The organism is Priestia abyssalis (assembly GCF_002019595.1).
Classification (GTDB): domain Bacteria; phylum Bacillota; class Bacilli; order Bacillales; family Bacillaceae_H; genus Bacillus_BA; species Bacillus_BA abyssalis.
Genome location: NZ_KV917369.1, coordinates 5,278,844 through 5,298,522, shown reverse-complemented (window position 1 = coordinate 5,298,522; position 19,679 = coordinate 5,278,844). Strand labels below are relative to the sequence as shown.

Sequence of the window (19,679 nt, the reverse complement as noted above, 5' to 3'; positions counted from 1 at the left end):
GTTTAATATTCTATCTTTCTTGTCTATACTGCTCCTAAAAGAACAAATGAAGGAGCGGATTAAGATGAGAAAGGGACTTACAATTACAAATACCCATGGCTGGACGGTTGAACAACTTCAAATACATGAAAAAACCATTAAAAAAGCTTCTATGGCAAAGCGAGTGGCGGTCATTCGGCTCATTATGCAAGGGTATTATGCCATTCAAGTGGCCAAACTCTTAAACATCCATCGAGAAACGATTTCGAGCTACGTTCAGAAGTTTAATGATGGCGGAATGGACGCTTTATTACATCGTGATTATTCACCAGGTAAGCCTCCGTTTTTATCATCGGAAGAAGAACAGGAACTGCGCCGGATGCTTGAACACAGTACACCAGCTGAAGAAGGATACGGCTTCGAATCACGCTGGGATACTCGCATTTTAAAACATGTCATCGAAGATAAGTTCGCGATTACGATGTCCCGCAGTGGCATCGGCGATATGCTGAAGCGATGGGGATTTAGCTATACGCGTCCCACCTATACTCTGAAGCGTGCCAATCGCCAGAAACAGGAAGCCTTTCAACGAGAACTGAACATGGTGAAAAAAACATCTCAGACGATGTAATTCTGTTATACGAAGATGAGAGCCACATCCGGGATTATCAAACCTTACGTGCCACGTGGAGCGTCAAAGGAAAACAAAGACAAATCCCCACGCATGGTCATCATGCGACGGTGAGTTTATTTGGCTGCGTCAACATTCGAAACGGCGAATTTCTTTGTATGGAAACGAACCAGTGTAACGCTCAATCGTTTTACGCGTTTCTTCGCTATATATTGGCGCAATATGAGGATCGACACGTGGTCATGATTCTTGATAATGCCCGTATTCACCATGCGAAAATCTTAGAAGCCTTCTTGAAAGAAAATGAACATCGACTGACTCTTCTTTTTCTTCCTCCCTATTCTCCGCACCTAAATGCAGTGGAGCGTATTTGGGGATGGTTGAAAGAGAGCGTCATCGTCAATCGGTTCCATGCCACTCAGAAAGATATCCGAAAATCCGTGTCATCGTTTTTAGAGCACCTAGACCAGTTTCCTGAAAAAGTGCTTCAACGGATCGGATCGTTAGCTATGTCGGAATATTAATCGTGATTTATATAGGTTAAAAGAAATGTTTCTTGTATAAATCTACTAACAAAATTTACTGAAATAGAGCGGTAAGATAAAAGAAAAAAGGTGAACCAGTGAAAAAAGGCAAACTATGGGAAACTGTAGGACGCAAAGCTATGGGCCTGTACCGATTATTGGAATGGATGGCAGCCGGTTACCACAGGATATGCTAGAATCCTTTTAGCATATGTGGATTTCCTCACTGGGAAAGGAGGAAACCATGAGTAAAAATAGATATGGTCAATTAGCATGTTTCTTATCAATTCTAATGGTATTTCAGTTAATTTTTCCGGTTATAAATGTTTTTGCAGAGGAAAGTATTTCGGCACCCACAAATCTAACAGTTAACAAATATAATTTTAACGACGTTAACTTGAAATGGGATGCTATATACGGAGCTAGCAAGTATCGTATCTACAAATTAGACGGTGATCAAAAAGAATTGCTTGCTGAAACAAGTGATAGCTACTGGTATAACCCGAGAATGAAAGAGGGAACATATACGTTTGCAGTAACTGCGGTAAAGGGGACAAATGAATCAGCATTGGCATCTTCTGTGAAAGTTGAAATAGTTTATCCGGAAATTCAAGCGCCTTCGGGTTTGACCTCAACTATTCGTAACGGCAATGATTTAACATTAAGTTGGCAGGCAGCAGAATATGCAACAAGTTACAATATATATATAGTGAATAACAATGAGAAAAAGCTAATTAGTACAACAACAAATACAAGTCAGTACTTTCCAAGGGTAGCCGAAGGAAACTACGTGTATGAAGTTTCAACAGTTAGTAGTCGTTTTGGCGAATCAACAAATACGAACCAAGTTACAGTTTCAATTATTTACCCTAAAATCCAAGCACCTCCTGGTTTAACATCCACTATCCGTAATGGTAATGATTTAACATTAAGTTGGCAGGCATTAGAATATGCGACAAGCTACAATGTATACCAAATAATTGGAAATGAGAGAAAACTAATTGCCACAACGACAAACTTAAGTCAATACTTCCCAAGAGTAGCTGAAGGAAATTATGTTTATGAAGTGTCAACAGTTAGTAATCGTTTTGGTGAATCAACAAGTACCAGCCAAATCACAGTCTCAATTGTTTATCCAGAAATTCAAGCCCCTACCGGCTTAAAGTCAACTATTCGCAATGGCAATGATTTAACATTAAGTTGGCAGGTAGCAGAATATGCAACGAGTTATAATGTATATCAGGTGAGTGGCAATGAGAAAAAACTTGTTGGTACAACAACAGAAACAAGTCAGTATTTTCCAAGATTAGCCGAAGGAAACTACATATATGAAATCTCAACAGTTAGTAATCGTTTTGGCGAATCAACAAATTCAAGCCAAATTACAGTTTCAATCATTCACCCCAAAATCCAAGCCCCTACCGGCTTAAAGTCAACTATCCGTAATGGTAATGATTTAACATTAAGTTGGCAGGCAGCAGAATATGCAACGAGTTACAATGTATATCAAGTAAGTGGCAATGAGAAGAAACTGATTAATACAACAAAGGAAACAAGTCAGTACTTTCCAAAACTGGCCGAAGGGGATTACGTGTATGAAGTTTCGACTGTCAGTAATCGTTTTGGTGAATCAAGTGATAAAACACAAACGGTAGTATCCATTATATACCCAGAGGTTCAGATACCTGTCGTTCAGTTACAACTAAATAATCGTAATAATGTTGCTCTTAGTTGGAATGAGGTTGATTATGCAAACTCATACAATATTTATAAAATTCTAAACGGAGAATTTGTGTTTTTAAATACCGTTAACACAAACTCTTATTATGTAGTTAACTTAACAGACGGGGTACATGAATTTGTGGTTGCAGCTGTAAGTAACCGTTTCGGAGAATCCCCTTATTCCAAGAAGGTGATTACGGACGTTAAACCGGAACTGGAAGCCCCATCTTCGGCTGTTCCTTCAGTTGAAGGTGATGATTTGACTCTAACTTGGAGTACCGTTTCTGGCGCAGAGTCTTATAATGTCTACGAGGTGGTAGATGGAGAGCTGGTTTTAGTGGGAAATGTAACTGGAACAAGCAGTATCATCAAAGATCTTGAAGCCGGTGATCATGAGTTCCGCATCGTTCCTGTATCAGATTCAGGAGTAGAAGGAGCAGAATATACTACGGTTACGGTGGAGGCAGAAAAATTTACCTCTCCATTAGAGGCTCCAGTCGTCAAAGAACCTGTCGTTGAAGGAGATGATGTGACAGTAAGCTGGGAACCAGTGACGAATGCAGAATCTTATAATGTTTATAAAGTTGTCAACGGTGAATTAGTGTTAGTGGAAAACACAAGGGAAACAAGCATTACCGTTGAAAATCTGGAAGCTGGTGATTATGAGTTTCGCGTAGTTCCTGTTACTTCGTCAGGCGAAGAAGGTGAAAAGTACGGTACGGTAAATGTCGAGGCTGAACAGTTTGATATAGAGCCCCCTGTAACTACATCTAATCTCTCTACTGAATGGCATAAAGGAGAAGTAACAGCAGAATTAACAGCCACAGATAACCTAAGCGGTGTAGCTCAAACGTTCTATTCTGTAAACGGTTCAGAGTTCGCAGAAGGAACGACGTTTATGGTTAAGGAAAAAGGCATCAATAAGGTAAGTTTCTATAGTGTAGACAAAGCAGGGAATGTGGAAGAAGCAAAAACGGTCGAAGTGAAAATAGATAACACAGTACCAGAGACAGTATCGAATGTTTCTGATAAGTGGTATCAAGGAGAAGTGGCTGTAGAATTAAGGGCCATAGATGACCTAAGTGGTGTGGCTCAAACGCTCTATTCTGTAAATGGTTCGCAGTTCGCAGAAGGGACAACATTTACGGTTAAGAAAGAAGGCATCAATAAGGTAAGTTTCTACAGTGTAGACAAAGCAGGAAATGTGGAAGAAGCAAAAACAGTCGAAGTGAAAATCGATAATACCACTCCAGAAACGGTATCGAATGTTTCTGACAAGTGGTATCAAGGAGAAGTAACGGTAGAATTAACGGCTACAGATAACCTAAGCGGTGTAGCGCAAACCTTCTATTCTGTCAACGGCTCAGAGTTTGTGGAAGTAACAGCGTTTACGGTTAAGGAAGAAGGCATTAATAAGGTAAGTTTCTACAGCATAGATTATGCAGGAAATGTAGAAGAAGCAAAAACAGTTGAAGTGAAAGTAGATGTCAATGGTCCAGAGACAGCATCGAATGTTTCTGATAAGTGGTATCAAGGAGAAGTGAATGTGGAATTAACGACCACAGATGATTTAAGCGGTGTGGCAAAAACCTTCTATTCTGTAAACAGTTCGGAGTTTGTAGAAGGAACGGTGTTTACAGTTAAGGAAGAAGGCATCAATAAAGTGAGCTTCTACAGCGTAGATAACGCAGGGAATGTAGAAGAAGCAAAAACAGTCGAAGTGAAAATCGATAAAACGGCTCCGGCTATTTCATGGGATTTGGTGGATGAATATGAGTTGGACTCAAAGTTAATCGTTTCTTATGATGCTAAAGATGATTTATCCAGAATTGTGGTTGAAACGCTGACAATCAATGGTGAAGAAGTTGCTAAAGGGGCGGCATTTTCTCTTGATCAGCCGGGGCATTATGATGTGAAATTAGTTGTAACGGATGAAGCGGGGTGGACAACCACTCTAGAAAAGACCGTTACCGTTTATATTCCTGGTAACTTGGAGATTTTACCTAAGGTTATCAAAGACAACAAAGGTGTCTTCACTGTTAAAGTTAATTTGCCTAAAGGATTTGATACTAGCTTTGATCTTTCAAGTGTAACTTTAAATGGTGTTTCTGCTATTTCAAAGAGCAACGGATCCGAGCAAATGGCTAAAAAAGGGCAGTTCAAATTTAACCGTGAGGATTTTGACTGGAAGCCGGGAGAAGTGAAAGTAGAATTTCGCGGAATGGTGAATGGCCAGCTTGTTGTTGGTTATACAACTGTTATCGTAAAGTAGGGTATATAGTAAGAAATCTTAATGGCTGCTGGCATGATTGTCGGCAGTCATTTTTTATCTATGTATGTTCTCTATCTGATATTTATTTTCCTAGTTATATTTCAGCCGTTCGTCCTATAAAATTCAACGTATTTTTGCCGATAACAAAAATAAACGAGTGGTCAGTGCAGGAGGACGATTTATGATTGAACGCCTTTCTTCCTCGACATCGGCTTTTTATAACTTAGAAACTACGAAAATCCAACAGCAAGAAAACAAAGGGGCCGAGGAGAGAAGCCTTGAGCAAAAAGATTTAAATAAAAAACAATTAGAAGAAATAGTGAAAAGTTTGAATGATTTCGTCCAGCCGACACATATATCTATTCAATTTGAGCTTCATGAAGAATCGGAACAATATTATGTAGAAGTGATTGATGAAAATACGAAAGAAATCATTCGAGAGATTCCATCGAAAAAGATGCTGGATATATATACGGCTATGACTGAATTTTTAGGAGTTATGTTCGATCAAAAAATATAAGGACGGTGAAGTAATATGCGTATCGGCGGTTTAGCAAGCGGTATGGATACGAATCAAATTATTTCTGATCTAATGAAGGCAGAGAGAATACCCTTGGATAAACTTATTCAAAAAAAGCAATTGCTTGAGTGGCAGCGAGACGATTACCGAAACATGAACAAAGCTTTAGCTGAGTTGGATACCGTTATTTTCGACGGAGTCTTCAAGCAATCTGCCTTTCTAAAAAAGACGTTAACGAGTTCGGATAATTCCAAGGTAACGGCGACAGCTTTAAATGCTTCTGCTAACACAACATCAACGGTTGAGGTTATAGATTTGGCAAAGTCTGCAACATGGAAAACGACAGGGGCTGTTGCATTTGCACCACCCGCATCAGGCTCATTGTCGTTTGTTGTGAAGGATCCTGACGGAACGGCGGAGCGAACCGTCAACATTTCTTTAGCACCAACCGATACGGTAGATGATTTTGTGGCTAAGATTAATGGTTCCAATCTTGGGGTTACGGCAATGAATCAAAAGATTTATGATGAGGTATCAAAGGAATATAAAGATACAATTGTATTTTCGAACAACAAAACGGGTGCAGGTGGATATATAAACATCACCGATTCAGGAACGAAGACGTTTATGACAAACCTTGGTTTTCAATTTAACGGTGATACGTTAACAACCGATCCACTGAATCGGGGTACAGATGCTGTTGTGAAAATCAATGGCTATCAAATGCAACAAAAATCAAATAACTTCACGTTGAATGGGATTAATTACACGTTAAAAAATAAAACAAATACCGGTGAAGCCATCTCTATCTCAACATCAACAGATGTAGATGGAATATTTGATATGATTAAAAAGTTTGTTGATAAATATAATGAAGTCATCAGTAAAATTAATGGTGAGTTAAAAGAAGAGCGTTACCGGGATTTTGCCCCTTTGACAGATGAACAGAAGGAGGCAATGGAAGAGAAGGAAATTGACTTATGGGAGGAAAAAGCGAAAAGCGGTATGCTGCGCAATGACTCCATTCTTTCCGGTGGTTTGAGTCAAATGCGTTCCGATTTATATGCTGGTTTAAAAGATGGAACCGCCATTACGGCAGGCTTCTCCCAACTGGCGGAAATCGGGATCACCACTAGCTCTAACTATTTGGACAGAGGGAAATTGGTGATTGATGAAACGAAGCTGCGGGAGAAAATTCAAGAGAATCCGACCGCCGTTTATGAGTTGTTTAATCATAATGGAACTACTTCTGAATCTAAAGGCATTGCACGCCGTCTTCGTGATACCATAAAAAATACAATTGGAAAAGTAGAAGAGCGAGCCGGAAACTCATCATGGACAAATCAACAGTTTTCTTTAGGAAGAAATTTAAGTGATATCGCTAAGAGCATGGATCGCTATGAAGACCGTCTCACCAAAATAGAGGATCGTTATTGGAGACAATTTACTGCAATGGAGAAAGCTGTTCAGCAAGCCAATACACAGAGCTCATATCTTATGCAGCAATTCAGCGGTGGAGTGTAAAAAGAGGAGTGAAATATAGTGGTAACAAATAACCCTTACCAAGCATATCAGCAAAATGTAGTCAATACAGCCTCGCCCGGCGAGTTAACTTTAATGTTATATAACGGTTGTTTAAAGTTTATGAAATTGGCCCGTGCAGCTATTGAGCAAAATAACATAGAGGTTAAGAATGAAAATTTATTAAGAGCTCAAAACATCATCCGGGAGTTGATGGTAACTTTAAACATGGATGTTGAAGTCTCTAAAAACATGATGATCATGTATGATTACATTAATCGCCGTCTCGTAGAAGTAAACATCAAAAATGATTTAACAATTTTAGATGAAGTAGAAGGCTATGTAACAGAATTCCGTGACACATGGAAGCAAGTTATCCAGCTAACTCGTCAAAAAGCGCATCAGCAGGGCGGGCAGGCATAGTGAGCGCTGTTCAACAAGTTTATGGAATCACTAAGGAGTTATACGAGTTAGCTCTTAGTTCTCCTTCCAGTGAAGAACGTGATTTTTATATTGAAAAGATTGAAGAGTTGCTTGAAAAGCGTCAGAAGCTTCTCCCGCAGGTTCAGCCTCCTTTTTCGCCTGAGGAACAAAAATTAGGACGAGAAATTGTCCAAATGAATCAAGTGATTGATGAGCAGTTGAAAGGGCAAAAAGAAGAAATTTCTATTGATATCCGTAAACTGAAACAAAAACAGCAAAAAACAAATAAGTATACTAATCCTTATGAAAACCTTTCGTTCGATGGGACTTTCTATGATAAACGGAAATAAGTAATCTCCGTTATTTAGTAGCGGATTTTAATATGAAAGCAACCTGTTCTGTTGTGTTATTTGAATTTTTCAATAAGGCTAGAAGTGTACGCGTATAGAAGCGAAAGATACGATCCATCAGTTACAGGAGTTAAATTGCTTTAATGATAAAAAGGAGCTCATCCATCGGGGCGATCTCCTTTTTGTTATCGAAAAGAAAACCCTAGGCTAGGCCTAGGATTCTAAAAAGCTTACAGCATGGTATTAAAAAAACTCCCCTGTGGTGCTAAAATATTTTTGGTTCGCCAACCAAAATATCAGCATACGGAGGAGTTTTTATGTCTAAAAAAGACACTAATAGTTTAGCACATACAACTTGGAATTGTAAGTATCATATCGTATTTGCACCGAAGTATAGAAGACAAGTGATTTATGGGAAAATTAAAAAAGACATTGGAGAAATACTACGTACCTTGTGCGAAAGAAAAGGTGTGGAGATTATCGAAGCAACAGCGTGTAAAGACCACGTACATATATATGTTGGTAAGTATTCCGCCTAAGATCAGTGTCTCTTCATTTGTAGGATACTTAAAAGGAAAAAGCAGTTTAATGATCTTTGATCGTCACGCAAATTTAAAATATAGATACGGGAACCGAAAATTTTGGTGTACAGGATATTATGTGGATACCGTTGGAAGAAATAAGAAGGTCATAGAAGAATATATACGCAATCAAATACAAGATGATATAGTCGCAGAACAATTAAGTATGATGGAATACATCGATCCATTTACAGGTGAAGAGGTAAAGAAAAAGAAACGAAAGTAAGGAGGAGGCCTTTGAGGTCTGGCCAGTAGAAGTAGTACAACTGGCGAACCATTCAGTAGCCCTTTAGGGTTTGGTCAGTAACAAAGGCTTCCAGCCGTAGAGCAAACCACCCGTTATCACGGGTGGTTTTGACTATAAATGGCTTAATTCTGTTATGTAGTTTTCATTCCCGTTGATAATAAAGCACAAATGGATCAATTGACTTGTACGCAGACCTGTGATGTGCTGGCACTTCTGCAGCCCAATCAATTGCTCTTCTTTTAAACGAATTTGATAACTCTTTAGTTTATCCTTTTCTAATGAGAGGGAGGGAAATAGTTTTTGAAATAATTGGTGATAGGAAGTATTATTCGATACGAAGCTATAAAGGTTAGGCAAGGCCTCTAGAGCGTTGTATATATCATTGGTTGGCTTATCCAGCTCAATGAAGCTAGGTAAATAAACGGTTGTTCTTTTGTATGAAGGAAAAGCTGCTTCTTGGATTGGAATGTTTATTTTACGATTCATACTTTGATGGATAAAAGGTTTGACGATGCTTAAGAAGTAATAAATTTGTGGTTGGTCATAGAGGACGAGACGATTTTGTTTGTCTACTAAAAAGGTTAAATGAAATTTTTGCTCTAGTAGATGTTGTAAATAGAAGTTTTCTTTTTCGGTAAATGAATCAGTAGATAAAATGACTTTTCTCAGTTTTCCGTTTTCGATCTTCAAATGTCCGTCATCTTGGTACCACCAGGCTAGGCATAGGGGGTTTAAATAATCCTTTATCATGGTGAGAGGAAGTGTCTTTTTACCTTTGGGATACCATATGTCTTTCAGTAAAGAGGATTTCTCACATACGTATGACTGAACATAAAATTTTTCTGTATATCCCCGTTTAACTCGATCATCAGGCGATTTTTGATATTTAGGTTCAGCCAGAGGTAACTGTGATTTCAACTGTTCATAGCAATGGAAGCACCAGCCTTTATCATAAATAGTATGAGAAAAACGGAAGCGGGGTTTTCGACTCTTTTCAATGGAAACACTTCCGTCACCAAGTAGTTTACCTGTTAGCATGCTTAATGCTGTGTGAGGCAGTAATGTTCTTATCCTTTTAATAGATTCTATCATGCTCTATCACTCCTCATTTAACAAATAGGAACATTTGTTCTTTATCTATTATAACTTTCTTTCGCCTTATCAGTAAAGAGGGGAAGACATAGCTTATAGCTTTTTCAATTGAAAATCCTCTTCTTTCTAATTCACTGACCCCCACTAAAAAAGAAAACCTTGAAAGGCATGCAGCCAATCAAGGTTGATATAAAATTTACTTTATATTTTATGGATATTAACGTTATTATCTGATAGTTCGTTAATGGAGATTAATGAAGTATTTGAGTTGTTTTTCAATTAATCTTTGGTTGATTTAGGAATGCATCTAAGAATCTCTTATCATCTTCATCCTTTGGTATAAGTCCAAGGTACTTATGTTCCCAAATAATCTGTCTTTCATTGTCATTTGCTTGAGATAAGTCCTCATAGTTATATTCGATCTTAAAATCTCCTGAATGATCAAAAATAAGTGTTAAGCTGGTCCATGGCTCATGTCCGTTGTTTTTGAATTCATGCCATAATTCTTGCAAATCATTTAACAATTGCCGCCATAATCTTTTATATTCAGCTCTTTCTATATTAAATAACTCCGGAATATCATGGCTATAAACTGGGCTTCCCTTTGTTGGGCAATAGAAGAAGAATGACTTTCTAACATCGTCGGCTATTTCACCGTATAAGTAGACTTTCAACCACTCTTCGGGTATTGTATCGACTATCGTTTGTGCTATTTTTTCATATAGAACTCCCAAGTTTTCTTCAATCATGTTAGTTACCTCCAGGCTTATTTAAAAATTCAACAAACTGCCATCTGCCATTGCCGATTTTGTACTCTATATCAAAACTTACCGGCCGTTGAGAATTTCCTTCGTATACCGGGTTTACCTTAACCTCTACTGTTCTTTGATCATCTAAAGCCTTAGACCAGGTGTTTTCTAACTTTTTCCACTCTCCTTTATTTAGATTACCATTCATAGGTACGAGATTATCAAGACCTCCCGAACCTTTAAAAATGCTTGCTATTAAATGACCACCCTCATCATCTGGTAATCGATCTTCTCTGCCAGCTACCTTCTGAGCATGGTTGTTTCTCTTCCCCTCTCCTTTACTAAGTGTCCCTTCGCCACGTATAATACGTCCTTTATCGTCCGTTTTATAACTATACCCTTCGCTGCTTGTATATCGTATATTTGGCTTTAGTACCTTTCTGCGCCCATCTCTTGTATAGTGGTCTCCGTACTTTACTTCCTGTACATTATTAATTTTATGTCTTTCTTCTTTTTTCTCTTCTTTCTTGCCGTCTTCTTCCTTCCGCCCAATACTCTGCTTCTTCGTATCCTTAATCTTTTCCGCTTTCCTCGCGGCATTGGCTCCGTCCGCTATTTTGTCGACGACTTTCAGCGGCTTGAAGACGGTAGTGGCGATGTTGTAGCCGCGGCCCATGCCGGATAGCTTTTCACCGGTGACCGGGTCGACTCCTGTGATCGTTCCTTCCGCATCCGCGATCAGGAAATCCCAAACTTCGCCAGTGACGGCGTTACTGTGGGCGGCGTCTTTGACTGAGTTATATTGATCACCGATCCAGTCACCGGCTTTTTTGTACCACGGCTTATCTTCTTGGTTTGCTTCCTTGATGGTTCCGCCGTTGTTGCTGGCAGGGGGTGTTTGTTTCTCTGCTATTTCGCTTTTGCCGTCACCGCTTGTTTGAGCTGCATTGATTCCTTTCATGAAGCTCAAATGGAAGAACTGATTCATCATGAGCTCTTGTGGAGATAACGGTGCAAAGAGTGAAAAGGCGTTGTTATCCCCGCTTATCGTCCGGTTGAAAATCGAGAAGATTTCCATTCCTTTTGGTGCAAACAGTGAGCCCGTCATGAGCAAGCTCGGCAGTACAGCGCCAAATGGACCGTTGTAAGTGGAGGCCAGCGTGTCAAATGGTAATTCTCTTAGTTTCAATTGTTGCCACTGCAAGTAGTTTCCGTCAAGAGGGGAGAGAGACCCATCAAATGGGGAAAAATCATCCTGGCCGTTTTGCCATTGCTTGATGTACTGTTCATATAGGGCCGGGTCTGTTTTTTTTCACTTCATCCAGCCATTCATTTATGTATTGCTCGTACAGCTCCGGATGGTTTTCTTTTAGGTAATCAAGCCATTGCTGTTCGGCAGAAGGGGGTGGTTGGTCTTTCCACTCCTTGCCGTGCCATTCTTTGATGGAATCTTCCCACGACCCGACAGACCCTCCCCATGGCTGAACGGCCGCCGACGCCAACATTTGCGCAGGAACTGTCAGGATGAATAAGGTAAATACGAGGGTCAAAATAATTAACTTTTGATATCTCAATGAGCTTCACCTCCTCATGTCTTAGATGATTAGCCGACGCCAAAAATAAATAGAAAGAAGAAAATGAAAATCAGTATAAAAATGAGAAGGGTACTGACTATAATCGTTCCGAGGGCCTTTTTCCATGAATAGTCATGGACGATCGATACACCCTTGACTAAAATGACGAGAAACCAGCCCATCAATACAAGGTCGATCAACCCGAAAAGAATCATCATGATGCCATAGAAAGCAGACGGATAAATCGGACTGCTTTGAAAAAATCCGTCTTGAAATAAAAATAGCTGAATGACCTGCAAGATCATCCCCCATGCGATCGGGATATGGGCATATCCATATGCCACACGCATTTCACGCCATTCTCCACTTCCCCTGAACCACTTTCCGACCAGCGTGTACAAGTAGCTGGAAACGGTCCATTGAAGCAATCCGAAAACCGGACCGGCTGTAAAGATAATAATTAAAATGGATGAGTACGCGACACGATCTCCCACATTGCGAGAAACCGCAAAATCAATCAGATTGGAGAGTCCGGCTAACCAGGCGATCAAAATAAGGAATGATGTAGGATGCTGTCCTAATGCTCCTTTCATCGTTTCGCTCGGATGTCTCCAAATGCTAAAAATTGCTTTGTTATTCAGTGTTGTGTTCATCGAAACTTCCATTTCATATAAGCTCCTTCGATAGTTTGGTAATGTTTTACATGTTAAAAGTAACAGTTTTTACGAAAAGCGACAAAATGGAAAAATGAACAGAGGGTAATCAAAATAGGACAAAATCACTGTCGATAAGCGTTGCTTTTGAAGGAGGAGAGGGAAAACAGAAGATTAAAATGGAATGAAACGAAGCGCTCTTTTGCAAATGCGTAACTTTATTCCTAAAAAATTAAAAAATGGCCTAATAATATTTCCTTATTTTAGGTTTTTTTATTATAAATGAAAACCGGCATACATTAATTATTACCTGTAATTGGCAGGGATTTTTTCTGTTCATAGGGAATATTTATATAATCCCGGATCAAGTTTTTTCTTTTCGTTCACCAGGACATACTAGCAAAGGTGCCGCGATAAAAAGTGGTGTCTTTCATTTCCTGAGAGCCAGGAAGTGTACCGGACTGACTTACATAGTTCATAATCTTTTCGTATTTTCTGAAAGTTTAAGAAGGAAAAATGTCGGGTATTGTAGAAATAAGTATTCATATCCATTTGGATAAGAAGGAGGAGTTCAAGTTATGATGTATAACATTCGTGGCGAAAACATTGAGGTAACTCCAGCAATTAGAGAGCATGTTGAGAAAAAGTTAAGCAAATTGGAGCGTTATTTTGACCAAGAAATTAATGCTGATGTACATGTGAATCTAAAAGTATACAACAACAAACAAAAAATAGAGGTAACCATTCCGATGACGCATTTAGTTCTTCGCGCAGAGGAAGTTCATGATGATTTATATGCGGCGGCTGATCTTGTAGTTGACAAATTGGAACGCCAAATCCGCAAACATAAAACGAAAGTCAATCGCAAGATTCGTGAAAGAGAACCGGCGAAGTACGTATTTGCCAATAACGTCGAAAGCAATGTGGCGGTTCAAGACGAGGAAGAAGATTTAGAGTTAGTTCGTAATAAGCGCTTCGACTTAAAGCCGATGGACAGTGAAGAAGCGATTTTACAAATGAACATGTTGGGTCATAACTTCTTCGTTTTCACAAACGCTGAAACGAATGCAACGAACGTGGTGTATCGCCGTAAAGACGGCCGCTATGGGTTAATTGAGCCAAACTAAACCATTTATATTAAATATAGCTTACAAAAGCCTGGCTTTCCTGATGATGGGGAGCCAGGCTTTTTATATGATTTAGGACAACACTTCCACAATCGTCGTCCTCACCTCTGTCCGCAAATCAATTTCATAAGGACTCTCGATCGTTTCCCCATAAGGGTTTTTAATGACCCGGACGATCGGGTAGAGCGGGGTGTCAGAAAATGTTTCGGCGACGACTGCGGTTTCTCCTGAGTTGAGCACAACAACGGAAGCGATGGGATAAATCGGGACATGTTTGAAGAAAAGCTGGACGAGTTCATGGTCAAACAATGTATTTCCCGAGCCGGCCAAGTATTCAGCTGCTTCTTGCGGTGAGTAACGTTTGCGGTAGCTCCGGGTAGAGGTTAAGGCGGCGTAGGTGTCTGCGAGCCCGACGATCTGGGCGTACTCATGAATGTCGTCTTTTTTGAGCTGGCGGGGATACCCGCTCCCGTCGTACCGTTCATGATGCTGGAGAGCGCAGTGGGCCGAAAGGAGGGAGATGTCCCGCTGCCGGCGAAGTATTTCAAAACCTTTGACAGTGTGTTCTTGTATAAGAGCCAGTTCCGTTTCGGTCAGCTTTCCTCGTTTGTTCCACAGACTTGCGGGGATTTGGCTCATGCCGATATCAAACAGGAGAGCGCCAACTCCTAAATCAAGGAGCTTGTCTGCGCTGTATCCTTTTGCCATTCCAATGATCCCGGCGATGGTCGCGACATTGATGGCGTGATGAAACAGATGCCCTTCTGGTAAAACCAAATCAGATAAAGGAATAAGCAAGTGTTCTTGTGTCATCAGGTTGTCCACGATTTCTTGAGCTGCTTGCTGGTATTGAATTCCTGAACAAGGAAGCATCGCTATTCCGGTCACTGACCTTTTGTCCAGCAGCTTCGTTATCGTGTCATGAATCATGCTTACAGCCTTTTTTCTGACGGCTGGCTGCAGGGAGCAATAGGGTTGAATATCGTGTGTGTACTTGTCATCAATATATACATAGTCAATTCGTTTCATCCACAGCAAGGAAAGGTAAGAGCTTGTCAGTTTTGTCCCCTTATGAAGCAATCGCTGTCCTTTTATTCCATATATATCTGAACCGAGTACATCACCGCTCTGAACTTGGGAGATGTGCATTCTTCTCATAACATCCATTCCCGCCTTTACATTTTCATCATGATTTTTTTCTATTCATCACGTTGTGTTCCATTACTTCATGAATATGCCCCTTTTTTATAACTATGTGTAGGAGTTGAATGATCAAAAGGCGAAGTGTATTCTTAATGACCCGGTACAGCAGGAGACATCAGTTGTCATCGGTCATGAAGCAGTGTTACAATTTAATTGAGAATGATTTATAATAGATGGATAAACATGATGAAACATATGTATATAGTCACGTTAACGATAGGAAGAAAGAGGGGCTTATCCGTAAGTCCTAATTAAAAGATAAACATTGGTTTTATTGAAAAGCACCGTCACGAAATCCCTGATTTTGCTGGATTTCCAAGGAGGGGCCTTTCATGAGGATAACGGAAAAGGGTTGCTGTTCATCCCTTTTCCGTTATCCTCGTCCATTAAAAATAGAGGAGCGTTTTAAGATGCTTGGAATGTTTAAAAAGGTTTTTGACGGCAATCAGCGCCAAGTGACTCGTTTAGAGAAATTGGCGGACCAAATTGATGCGCTTGGTCCTGAAATGGAAAAGCTGAGTGATGATCAGTTCCGCGAGAAGACGGCGGAGTTTCAGCAGCGTTATCAAAACGGGGAAAAACTCGATGATATGCTGGTGGAAGCATTCGCGGTCGTTCGCGAAGCGGCGAAACGCGTGCTCGGCATGTATCCATATAAGGTGCAGCTCATGGGGGGGATTTCCCTTCATGAAGGCAATATTTCCGAGATGAAAACTGGGGAAGGGAAAACGCTGACGGCGACGATGCCTGTTTATTTAAATGCGATTACGGGCAAGGGTGTCCATGTTGTGACGGTCAACGAATACTTGGCGAGCCGTGACGCGGCAGAGATGGGCCGCCTTTATGAGTTTTTAGGATTAACGGTCGGTTTAAACTTAAACAGCTTATCCCGTGAAGAAAAACAGGCAGCATATAATGCCGACATCACATATGGTACGAATAATGAGCTTGGCTTCGATTATTTGCGCGACAACATGGTGCTGTATAAAGAGCAAATGGTGCAGCGCCCGCTTCATTACGCGGTCATCGATGAGGTTGACTCCATTTTAATCGATGAAGCCCGTACACCGCTCATTATTTCCGGTACGGCCCAAAAATCGACGGCGCTTTACATTCAAGCAAATGCGTTCGTTCGTACAATGAAAAAAGAAGATGATTATACGTACGATGAAAAAACGAAGGGTGTTCAGCTGACAGAAGAAGGGATGTCCAAAGCTGAGCGAGCCTTCGGGATTGAAAACTTGTACGACATCTCCCATGTGACGCTTCTGCACCATATTAACCAGGCGTTAAAGGCGCATGTGACGATGCAGCGCGATGTGGACTATGTGGTAGAAGAAGAAAAAGTCGTCATCGTTGACCAATTCACCGGCCGTTTAATGAAGGGCCGCCGCTTCAGCGAAGGTCTTCACCAGGCTATCGAGGCGAAGGAGGGAGTGGAAATCCAGAACGAAAGCATGACGCTTGCGACGATTACGTTCCAGAACTACTTCCGTATGTACGAAAAGCTGTCCGGTATGACGGGTACAGCGAAAACGGAAGAAGAGGAGTTCCGCAACATTTACAATATGCATGTTGTCGTGATTCCGACAAACCGCGAAATTGCGCGTGATGATCGCGCGGATTTAATTTATAAATCGATGGAAGGCAAGTTCCGAGCGGTTGTGGAAGACATTACGGAACGCCATAAAAAAGGACAACCCGTTCTTGTCGGTACCGTAGCGATCGAAACGAGTGAATTGTTGTCTTCGTTACTAAAGCGTAAAGGGGTTCCACACCACGTCTTGAATGCGAAGCAGCATGCGAGCGAGGCTCAAATTATCGAAAACGCCGGCCAAAAAGGTGCAGTTACGATTGCGACAAACATGGCCGGACGCGGTACGGATATTAAACTTGGAGAAGGCGTCAGAGAAGTGGGCGGCTTGGCCGTTATCGGGACGGAGCGACATGAATCACGCCGTATCGATAATCAGCTGCGCGGTCGTGCCGGGCGTCAAGGAGATCCGGGGGTATCCCAGTTCTACTTGTCCATGGAAGATGAATTGATGCGCCGTTTCGGTTCTGACAATATGATGGCGATGATGGACCGCCTCGGTATGGACGATTCCCAGCCGATTCAAAGTAAAATCGTCACAAAAGCGGTGGAGTCTGCCCAAAAACGCGTAGAGGGCAACAACTTCGATGCCCGTAAACAATTGCTTCAATATGATGATGTCCTTCGCCAGCAGCGCGAGGTTATTTATAAGCAGCGTTTTGAAGTGCTTGATTCTGAAAACCTTCGTGAGATCGTCGAGAAAATGATCGAATCGACCATTCAGCGTGTCGTGGAAGTAAACACGCCGCGTGAAGAGTTAGAGGAAGAATGGAACTTAAAAGCGATTGTGGACTTTGCGAACGGCAGCTTGCTTGAAGAAGGGGCGCTCGCAGAAGGCGACCTTCGCGGCAAAGAGCCGGAAGAAATCACGGAGTTTATTTTCGCGAAAGTGAAAGCGGCTTACGATGAAAAAGAAGAAAACATGGGCGCAGAGCGTATGCGTGAATTCGAAAAAGTTATCGTTCTGCGTGCGGTCGATTCGAAATGGATGGATCATATCGATGCGATGGATCAGCTTCGCCAGGGAATTCACCTTCGTGCGTACGGCCAAATCGATCCGCTTCGCGAGTACCAAATGGAAGGCTTTGCGATGTTTGAAAACATGATCGCGTCCATTGAAGAAGAAGTGGCGACGTATATCATGAAGGCGCAAATCCAAAACAACCTGCAGCGTCAAGAAGTGGCGCAAGGACAAGCGGCTGTTCATCCGAAAGAGGGCGACGCACCGGTCAAGAAAAAGCCGAAGGTGAACGCCATCGAAGTAGGCCGTAATGATGACTGCATCTGCGGCAGCGGCAAGAAGTACAAGAACTGCTGCGGAAAGTAACGGAAAAGGCAGATGCCTTTTTCGTTACTTTCCAAAAGGGATTTTCGCCATAACTTGAGGAGCCCCGAAAGTGAAGAGATAAAATCCCTTTTGGAAGAAGATAAAAAACAAAGAAAACCGCCTTTTCGGGTCATGTGAAGGAAAAACACATGATGTTGGCGAAAAGGCGGTTTGTTGTGAGCGATTTTTTCAGCTATTATTAAGTAAATAATTATAAGAGGTGTAGTATACATGGATTTAGTAGTAATTAAGCAGGAACTTGAAAAAACAGCTAAGCGATTAGCGGACTTCAGGGGGTCTCTTTGACCTCGATGTGAAGCAAGCCCGCATTGATGAATTAGATGAAATGATGGCAGACCCTTCCTTTTGGGATGATCAGCAAGCGGCACAAACCGTTATTAATGAAGCAAATGCGTTGAAAGAGGCTGTGAATGAATTTAACAGCTTAAACGACACATACGAAGATTTGCAAGTATCTTATGAGCTTGTGAAAGAGGAATTTGATGAAGAGTTGGCAGACGAGTTGGCGACAGAAATCAAAGAATTAACGTCTGGCTTAAACAAATTTGAGCTTCAATTATTGTTAAGCGATCCTTACGATAAAAACAACGCGATTTTGGAGCTTCACCCAGGTGCAGGTGGTACGGAATCACAGGACTGGGGCTCTATGCTTCTTCGTATGTATACGAGATGGGCAGAGAAGAAAGGATTTAAAGTCGAAACACTTGATTACTTGCCGGGGGATGAAGCGGGTATTAAAAGTGTCACGCTTTTAATCAAAGGTCATAATGCGTACGGTTATTTGAAAGCGGAAAAAGGGGTTCACCGTTTAGTCCGCATTTCCCCGTTCGATTCATCAGGGCGCCGCCATACGTCATTCGTTTCATGCGAAGTGATGCCGGAATTCGATGAAGACATCGAAGTAGAGGTACGTACGGAAGATTTGAAAATCGATACGTACCGTGCGAGCGGAGCGGGCGGTCAGCATATTAACACGACCGATTCGGCTGTCCGTATTACTCATACACCGACAAACACGGTCGTTACGTGCCAATCGGAACGTTCGCAAATCAAGAACCGTGAACAAGCGATGAAGATGTTAAAAGCGAAATTATACCAGCTTGAACTTGACAAACAACAGGCAGAATTGGCGGAAATTCGCGGAGAGCAAAAGGAAATCGGCTGGGGAAGCCAAATCCGCTCTTACGTTTTCCATCCATATTCAATGGTAAAAGACCACCGTACAAATGCAGAGGTCGGAAACGTTCAAGGTGTCATGGACGGAGAATTGGATCCGTTTATCGATGCATACTTGCGTTCTCGTATCAGCTAATCATAATAAGAATGAAAAAGAAAGCCAAAATAAGGGTAGTGTGCCCTTGTTTTGGCTGATGAAGCCCGTGCATGGATGACATGCATGGGCTTCATCACTTTTTTACAAAGGATGTTCAAAAAGTCCGGGAAAAATGACCGTCGAATTTCGGCGTCAGCTTGCTTTTCCGTTACTCACGTATTAACATCACATCCTCGAAAAAGAAGAACACTTTTTCTTCGTGGGAGGATTATGCTTTCGTAGTGACCAGCTTGCGC

16 protein-coding genes, 1 pseudogene and 1 riboswitch are annotated in these 19,679 nt (G+C 41.3%); of the genes and pseudogenes, 11 read left to right on the top strand and 6 right to left on the bottom strand.

Going from position 1 to position 19,679, the window contains the following annotated elements; genetic code table 11:
• Window positions 1–64 precede the first annotated feature (64 nt).
• The 8 genes and pseudogenes from BK575_RS29225 to tnpA all read left to right on the top strand — a co-directional run bounded on the left by BK575_RS29225 (window position 65) and on the right by tnpA (window position 8,749).
• Entirely contained in the window at window positions 65–610 is a 546-nt protein-coding gene (locus BK575_RS29225; protein ID WP_078414315.1) for a helix-turn-helix domain-containing protein, read from the top strand.
• Complete coding sequence (locus BK575_RS29220) at window positions 595–1,134, top strand: IS630 family transposase (protein WP_328589562.1); 540 nt, start codon at window positions 595–597, stop codon at window positions 1,132–1,134. The genes BK575_RS29225 and BK575_RS29220 overlap by 16 nt, the downstream gene beginning before the upstream one ends.
• Before the next feature lie 97 nt (window positions 1,135–1,231).
• Window positions 1,232–1,320: riboswitch (cyclic di-GMP riboswitch) on the top strand.
• 211 nt (window positions 1,321–1,531) lie between these two features.
• Complete coding sequence (locus BK575_RS25465) at window positions 1,532–5,128, top strand: OmpL47-type beta-barrel domain-containing protein (RefSeq protein WP_139368107.1); 3,597 nt, start codon at window positions 1,532–1,534, stop codon at window positions 5,126–5,128.
• A 181-nt stretch (window positions 5,129–5,309) separates the two neighbouring features.
• Window positions 5,310–5,648, top strand: coding sequence for a flagellar protein FlaG (flaG, locus tag BK575_RS25460; RefSeq protein WP_078414313.1), 339 nt, complete (start codon window positions 5,310–5,312; stop codon window positions 5,646–5,648).
• Window positions 5,649–5,663: 15 nt separating this feature from the next.
• Window positions 5,664–7,172, top strand: a complete 1,509-nt coding sequence (locus BK575_RS25455) for a flagellar hook-associated protein 2 (RefSeq protein ID WP_078414312.1) — start codon at window positions 5,664–5,666, stop codon at window positions 7,170–7,172.
• 18 nt (window positions 7,173–7,190) lie between these two features.
• Window positions 7,191–7,592: a flagellar export chaperone FliS gene (gene fliS, locus BK575_RS25450; protein ID WP_078414311.1), complete on the top strand. Its 402-nt coding sequence runs from the start codon at window positions 7,191–7,193 to the stop codon at window positions 7,590–7,592.
• On the top strand, window positions 7,592–7,942 hold the full coding sequence (locus BK575_RS25445; protein ID WP_078414310.1) for a hypothetical protein: 351 nt from the start codon (window positions 7,592–7,594) through the stop codon (window positions 7,940–7,942). The genes fliS and BK575_RS25445 overlap by 1 nt, the downstream gene beginning before the upstream one ends.
• 317 nt (window positions 7,943–8,259) lie before the next feature.
• Window positions 8,260–8,749: pseudogene (gene tnpA, locus BK575_RS25440) on the top strand (IS200/IS605 family transposase).
• 132 nt (window positions 8,750–8,881) lie between these two features.
• Here the strand turns inward: tnpA and BK575_RS25435 are convergent.
• The 5 genes from BK575_RS25435 to BK575_RS25415 form a co-directional block, all read right to left on the bottom strand.
• A complete protein-coding gene (locus tag BK575_RS25435) occupies window positions 8,882–9,862 on the bottom strand; it encodes a hypothetical protein (RefSeq protein ID WP_078414309.1) in 981 nt (326 codons plus the stop codon).
• 275 nt (window positions 9,863–10,137) lie between these two features.
• Window positions 10,138–10,611, bottom strand: a complete 474-nt coding sequence (locus tag BK575_RS25430) for an antitoxin YezG family protein (RefSeq protein WP_078414308.1) — start codon at window positions 10,609–10,611, stop codon at window positions 10,138–10,140.
• 1 nt (window position 10,612) lies between these two features.
• Complete coding sequence (locus BK575_RS29210) at window positions 10,613–11,815, bottom strand: DNA/RNA non-specific endonuclease (protein ID WP_139368106.1); 1,203 nt, start codon at window positions 11,813–11,815, stop codon at window positions 10,613–10,615.
• Between the two features lie 82 nt (window positions 11,816–11,897).
• Window positions 11,898–12,185, bottom strand: coding sequence for a hypothetical protein (locus BK575_RS25420; RefSeq protein WP_078414307.1), 288 nt, complete (start codon window positions 12,183–12,185; stop codon window positions 11,898–11,900).
• 29 nt (window positions 12,186–12,214) lie between these two features.
• Window positions 12,215–12,850, bottom strand: coding sequence for a Yip1 family protein (locus BK575_RS25415; RefSeq protein WP_078414306.1), 636 nt, complete (start codon window positions 12,848–12,850; stop codon window positions 12,215–12,217).
• 566 nt (window positions 12,851–13,416) lie between these two features.
• On the opposite strand from BK575_RS25415, the gene hpf reads away from it, so the two are divergent.
• Window positions 13,417–13,965 carry a ribosome hibernation-promoting factor, HPF/YfiA family gene (gene hpf, locus BK575_RS25410; protein ID WP_028396073.1) on the top strand — a complete coding sequence of 183 codons (549 nt, stop codon included), beginning with the start codon at window positions 13,417–13,419 and terminating at the stop codon, window positions 13,963–13,965.
• Between the two features lie 72 nt (window positions 13,966–14,037).
• Here the strand turns inward: hpf and BK575_RS25405 are convergent, their stop codons facing one another.
• Entirely contained in the window at window positions 14,038–15,123 is a 1,086-nt protein-coding gene (locus BK575_RS25405) for an HD-GYP domain-containing protein (RefSeq protein ID WP_078414305.1), read from the bottom strand.
• Between the two features lie 455 nt (window positions 15,124–15,578).
• Between BK575_RS25405 and secA the strand changes: the two genes are divergently transcribed.
• Both secA and prfB read left to right on the top strand, forming a co-directional pair.
• The gene (gene secA, locus BK575_RS25400) at window positions 15,579–18,089 is read left to right on the top strand and encodes a preprotein translocase subunit SecA (protein WP_078414304.1); all 2,511 of its coding nucleotides are present in this window, start codon (window positions 15,579–15,581) and stop codon (window positions 18,087–18,089) included.
• 231 nt (window positions 18,090–18,320) lie between these two features.
• Window positions 18,321–19,422, top strand: a protein-coding gene (gene prfB, locus BK575_RS25395) for a peptide chain release factor 2 (protein ID WP_139368105.1) whose coding sequence is annotated in 2 segments (ribosomal slippage) — window positions 18,321–18,392 and window positions 18,394–19,422 — 1,101 coding nt in all. Because the reading frame shifts where the segments join, the coding sequence is not laid out codon by codon here.
• Window positions 19,423–19,679 lie beyond the last annotated feature (257 nt).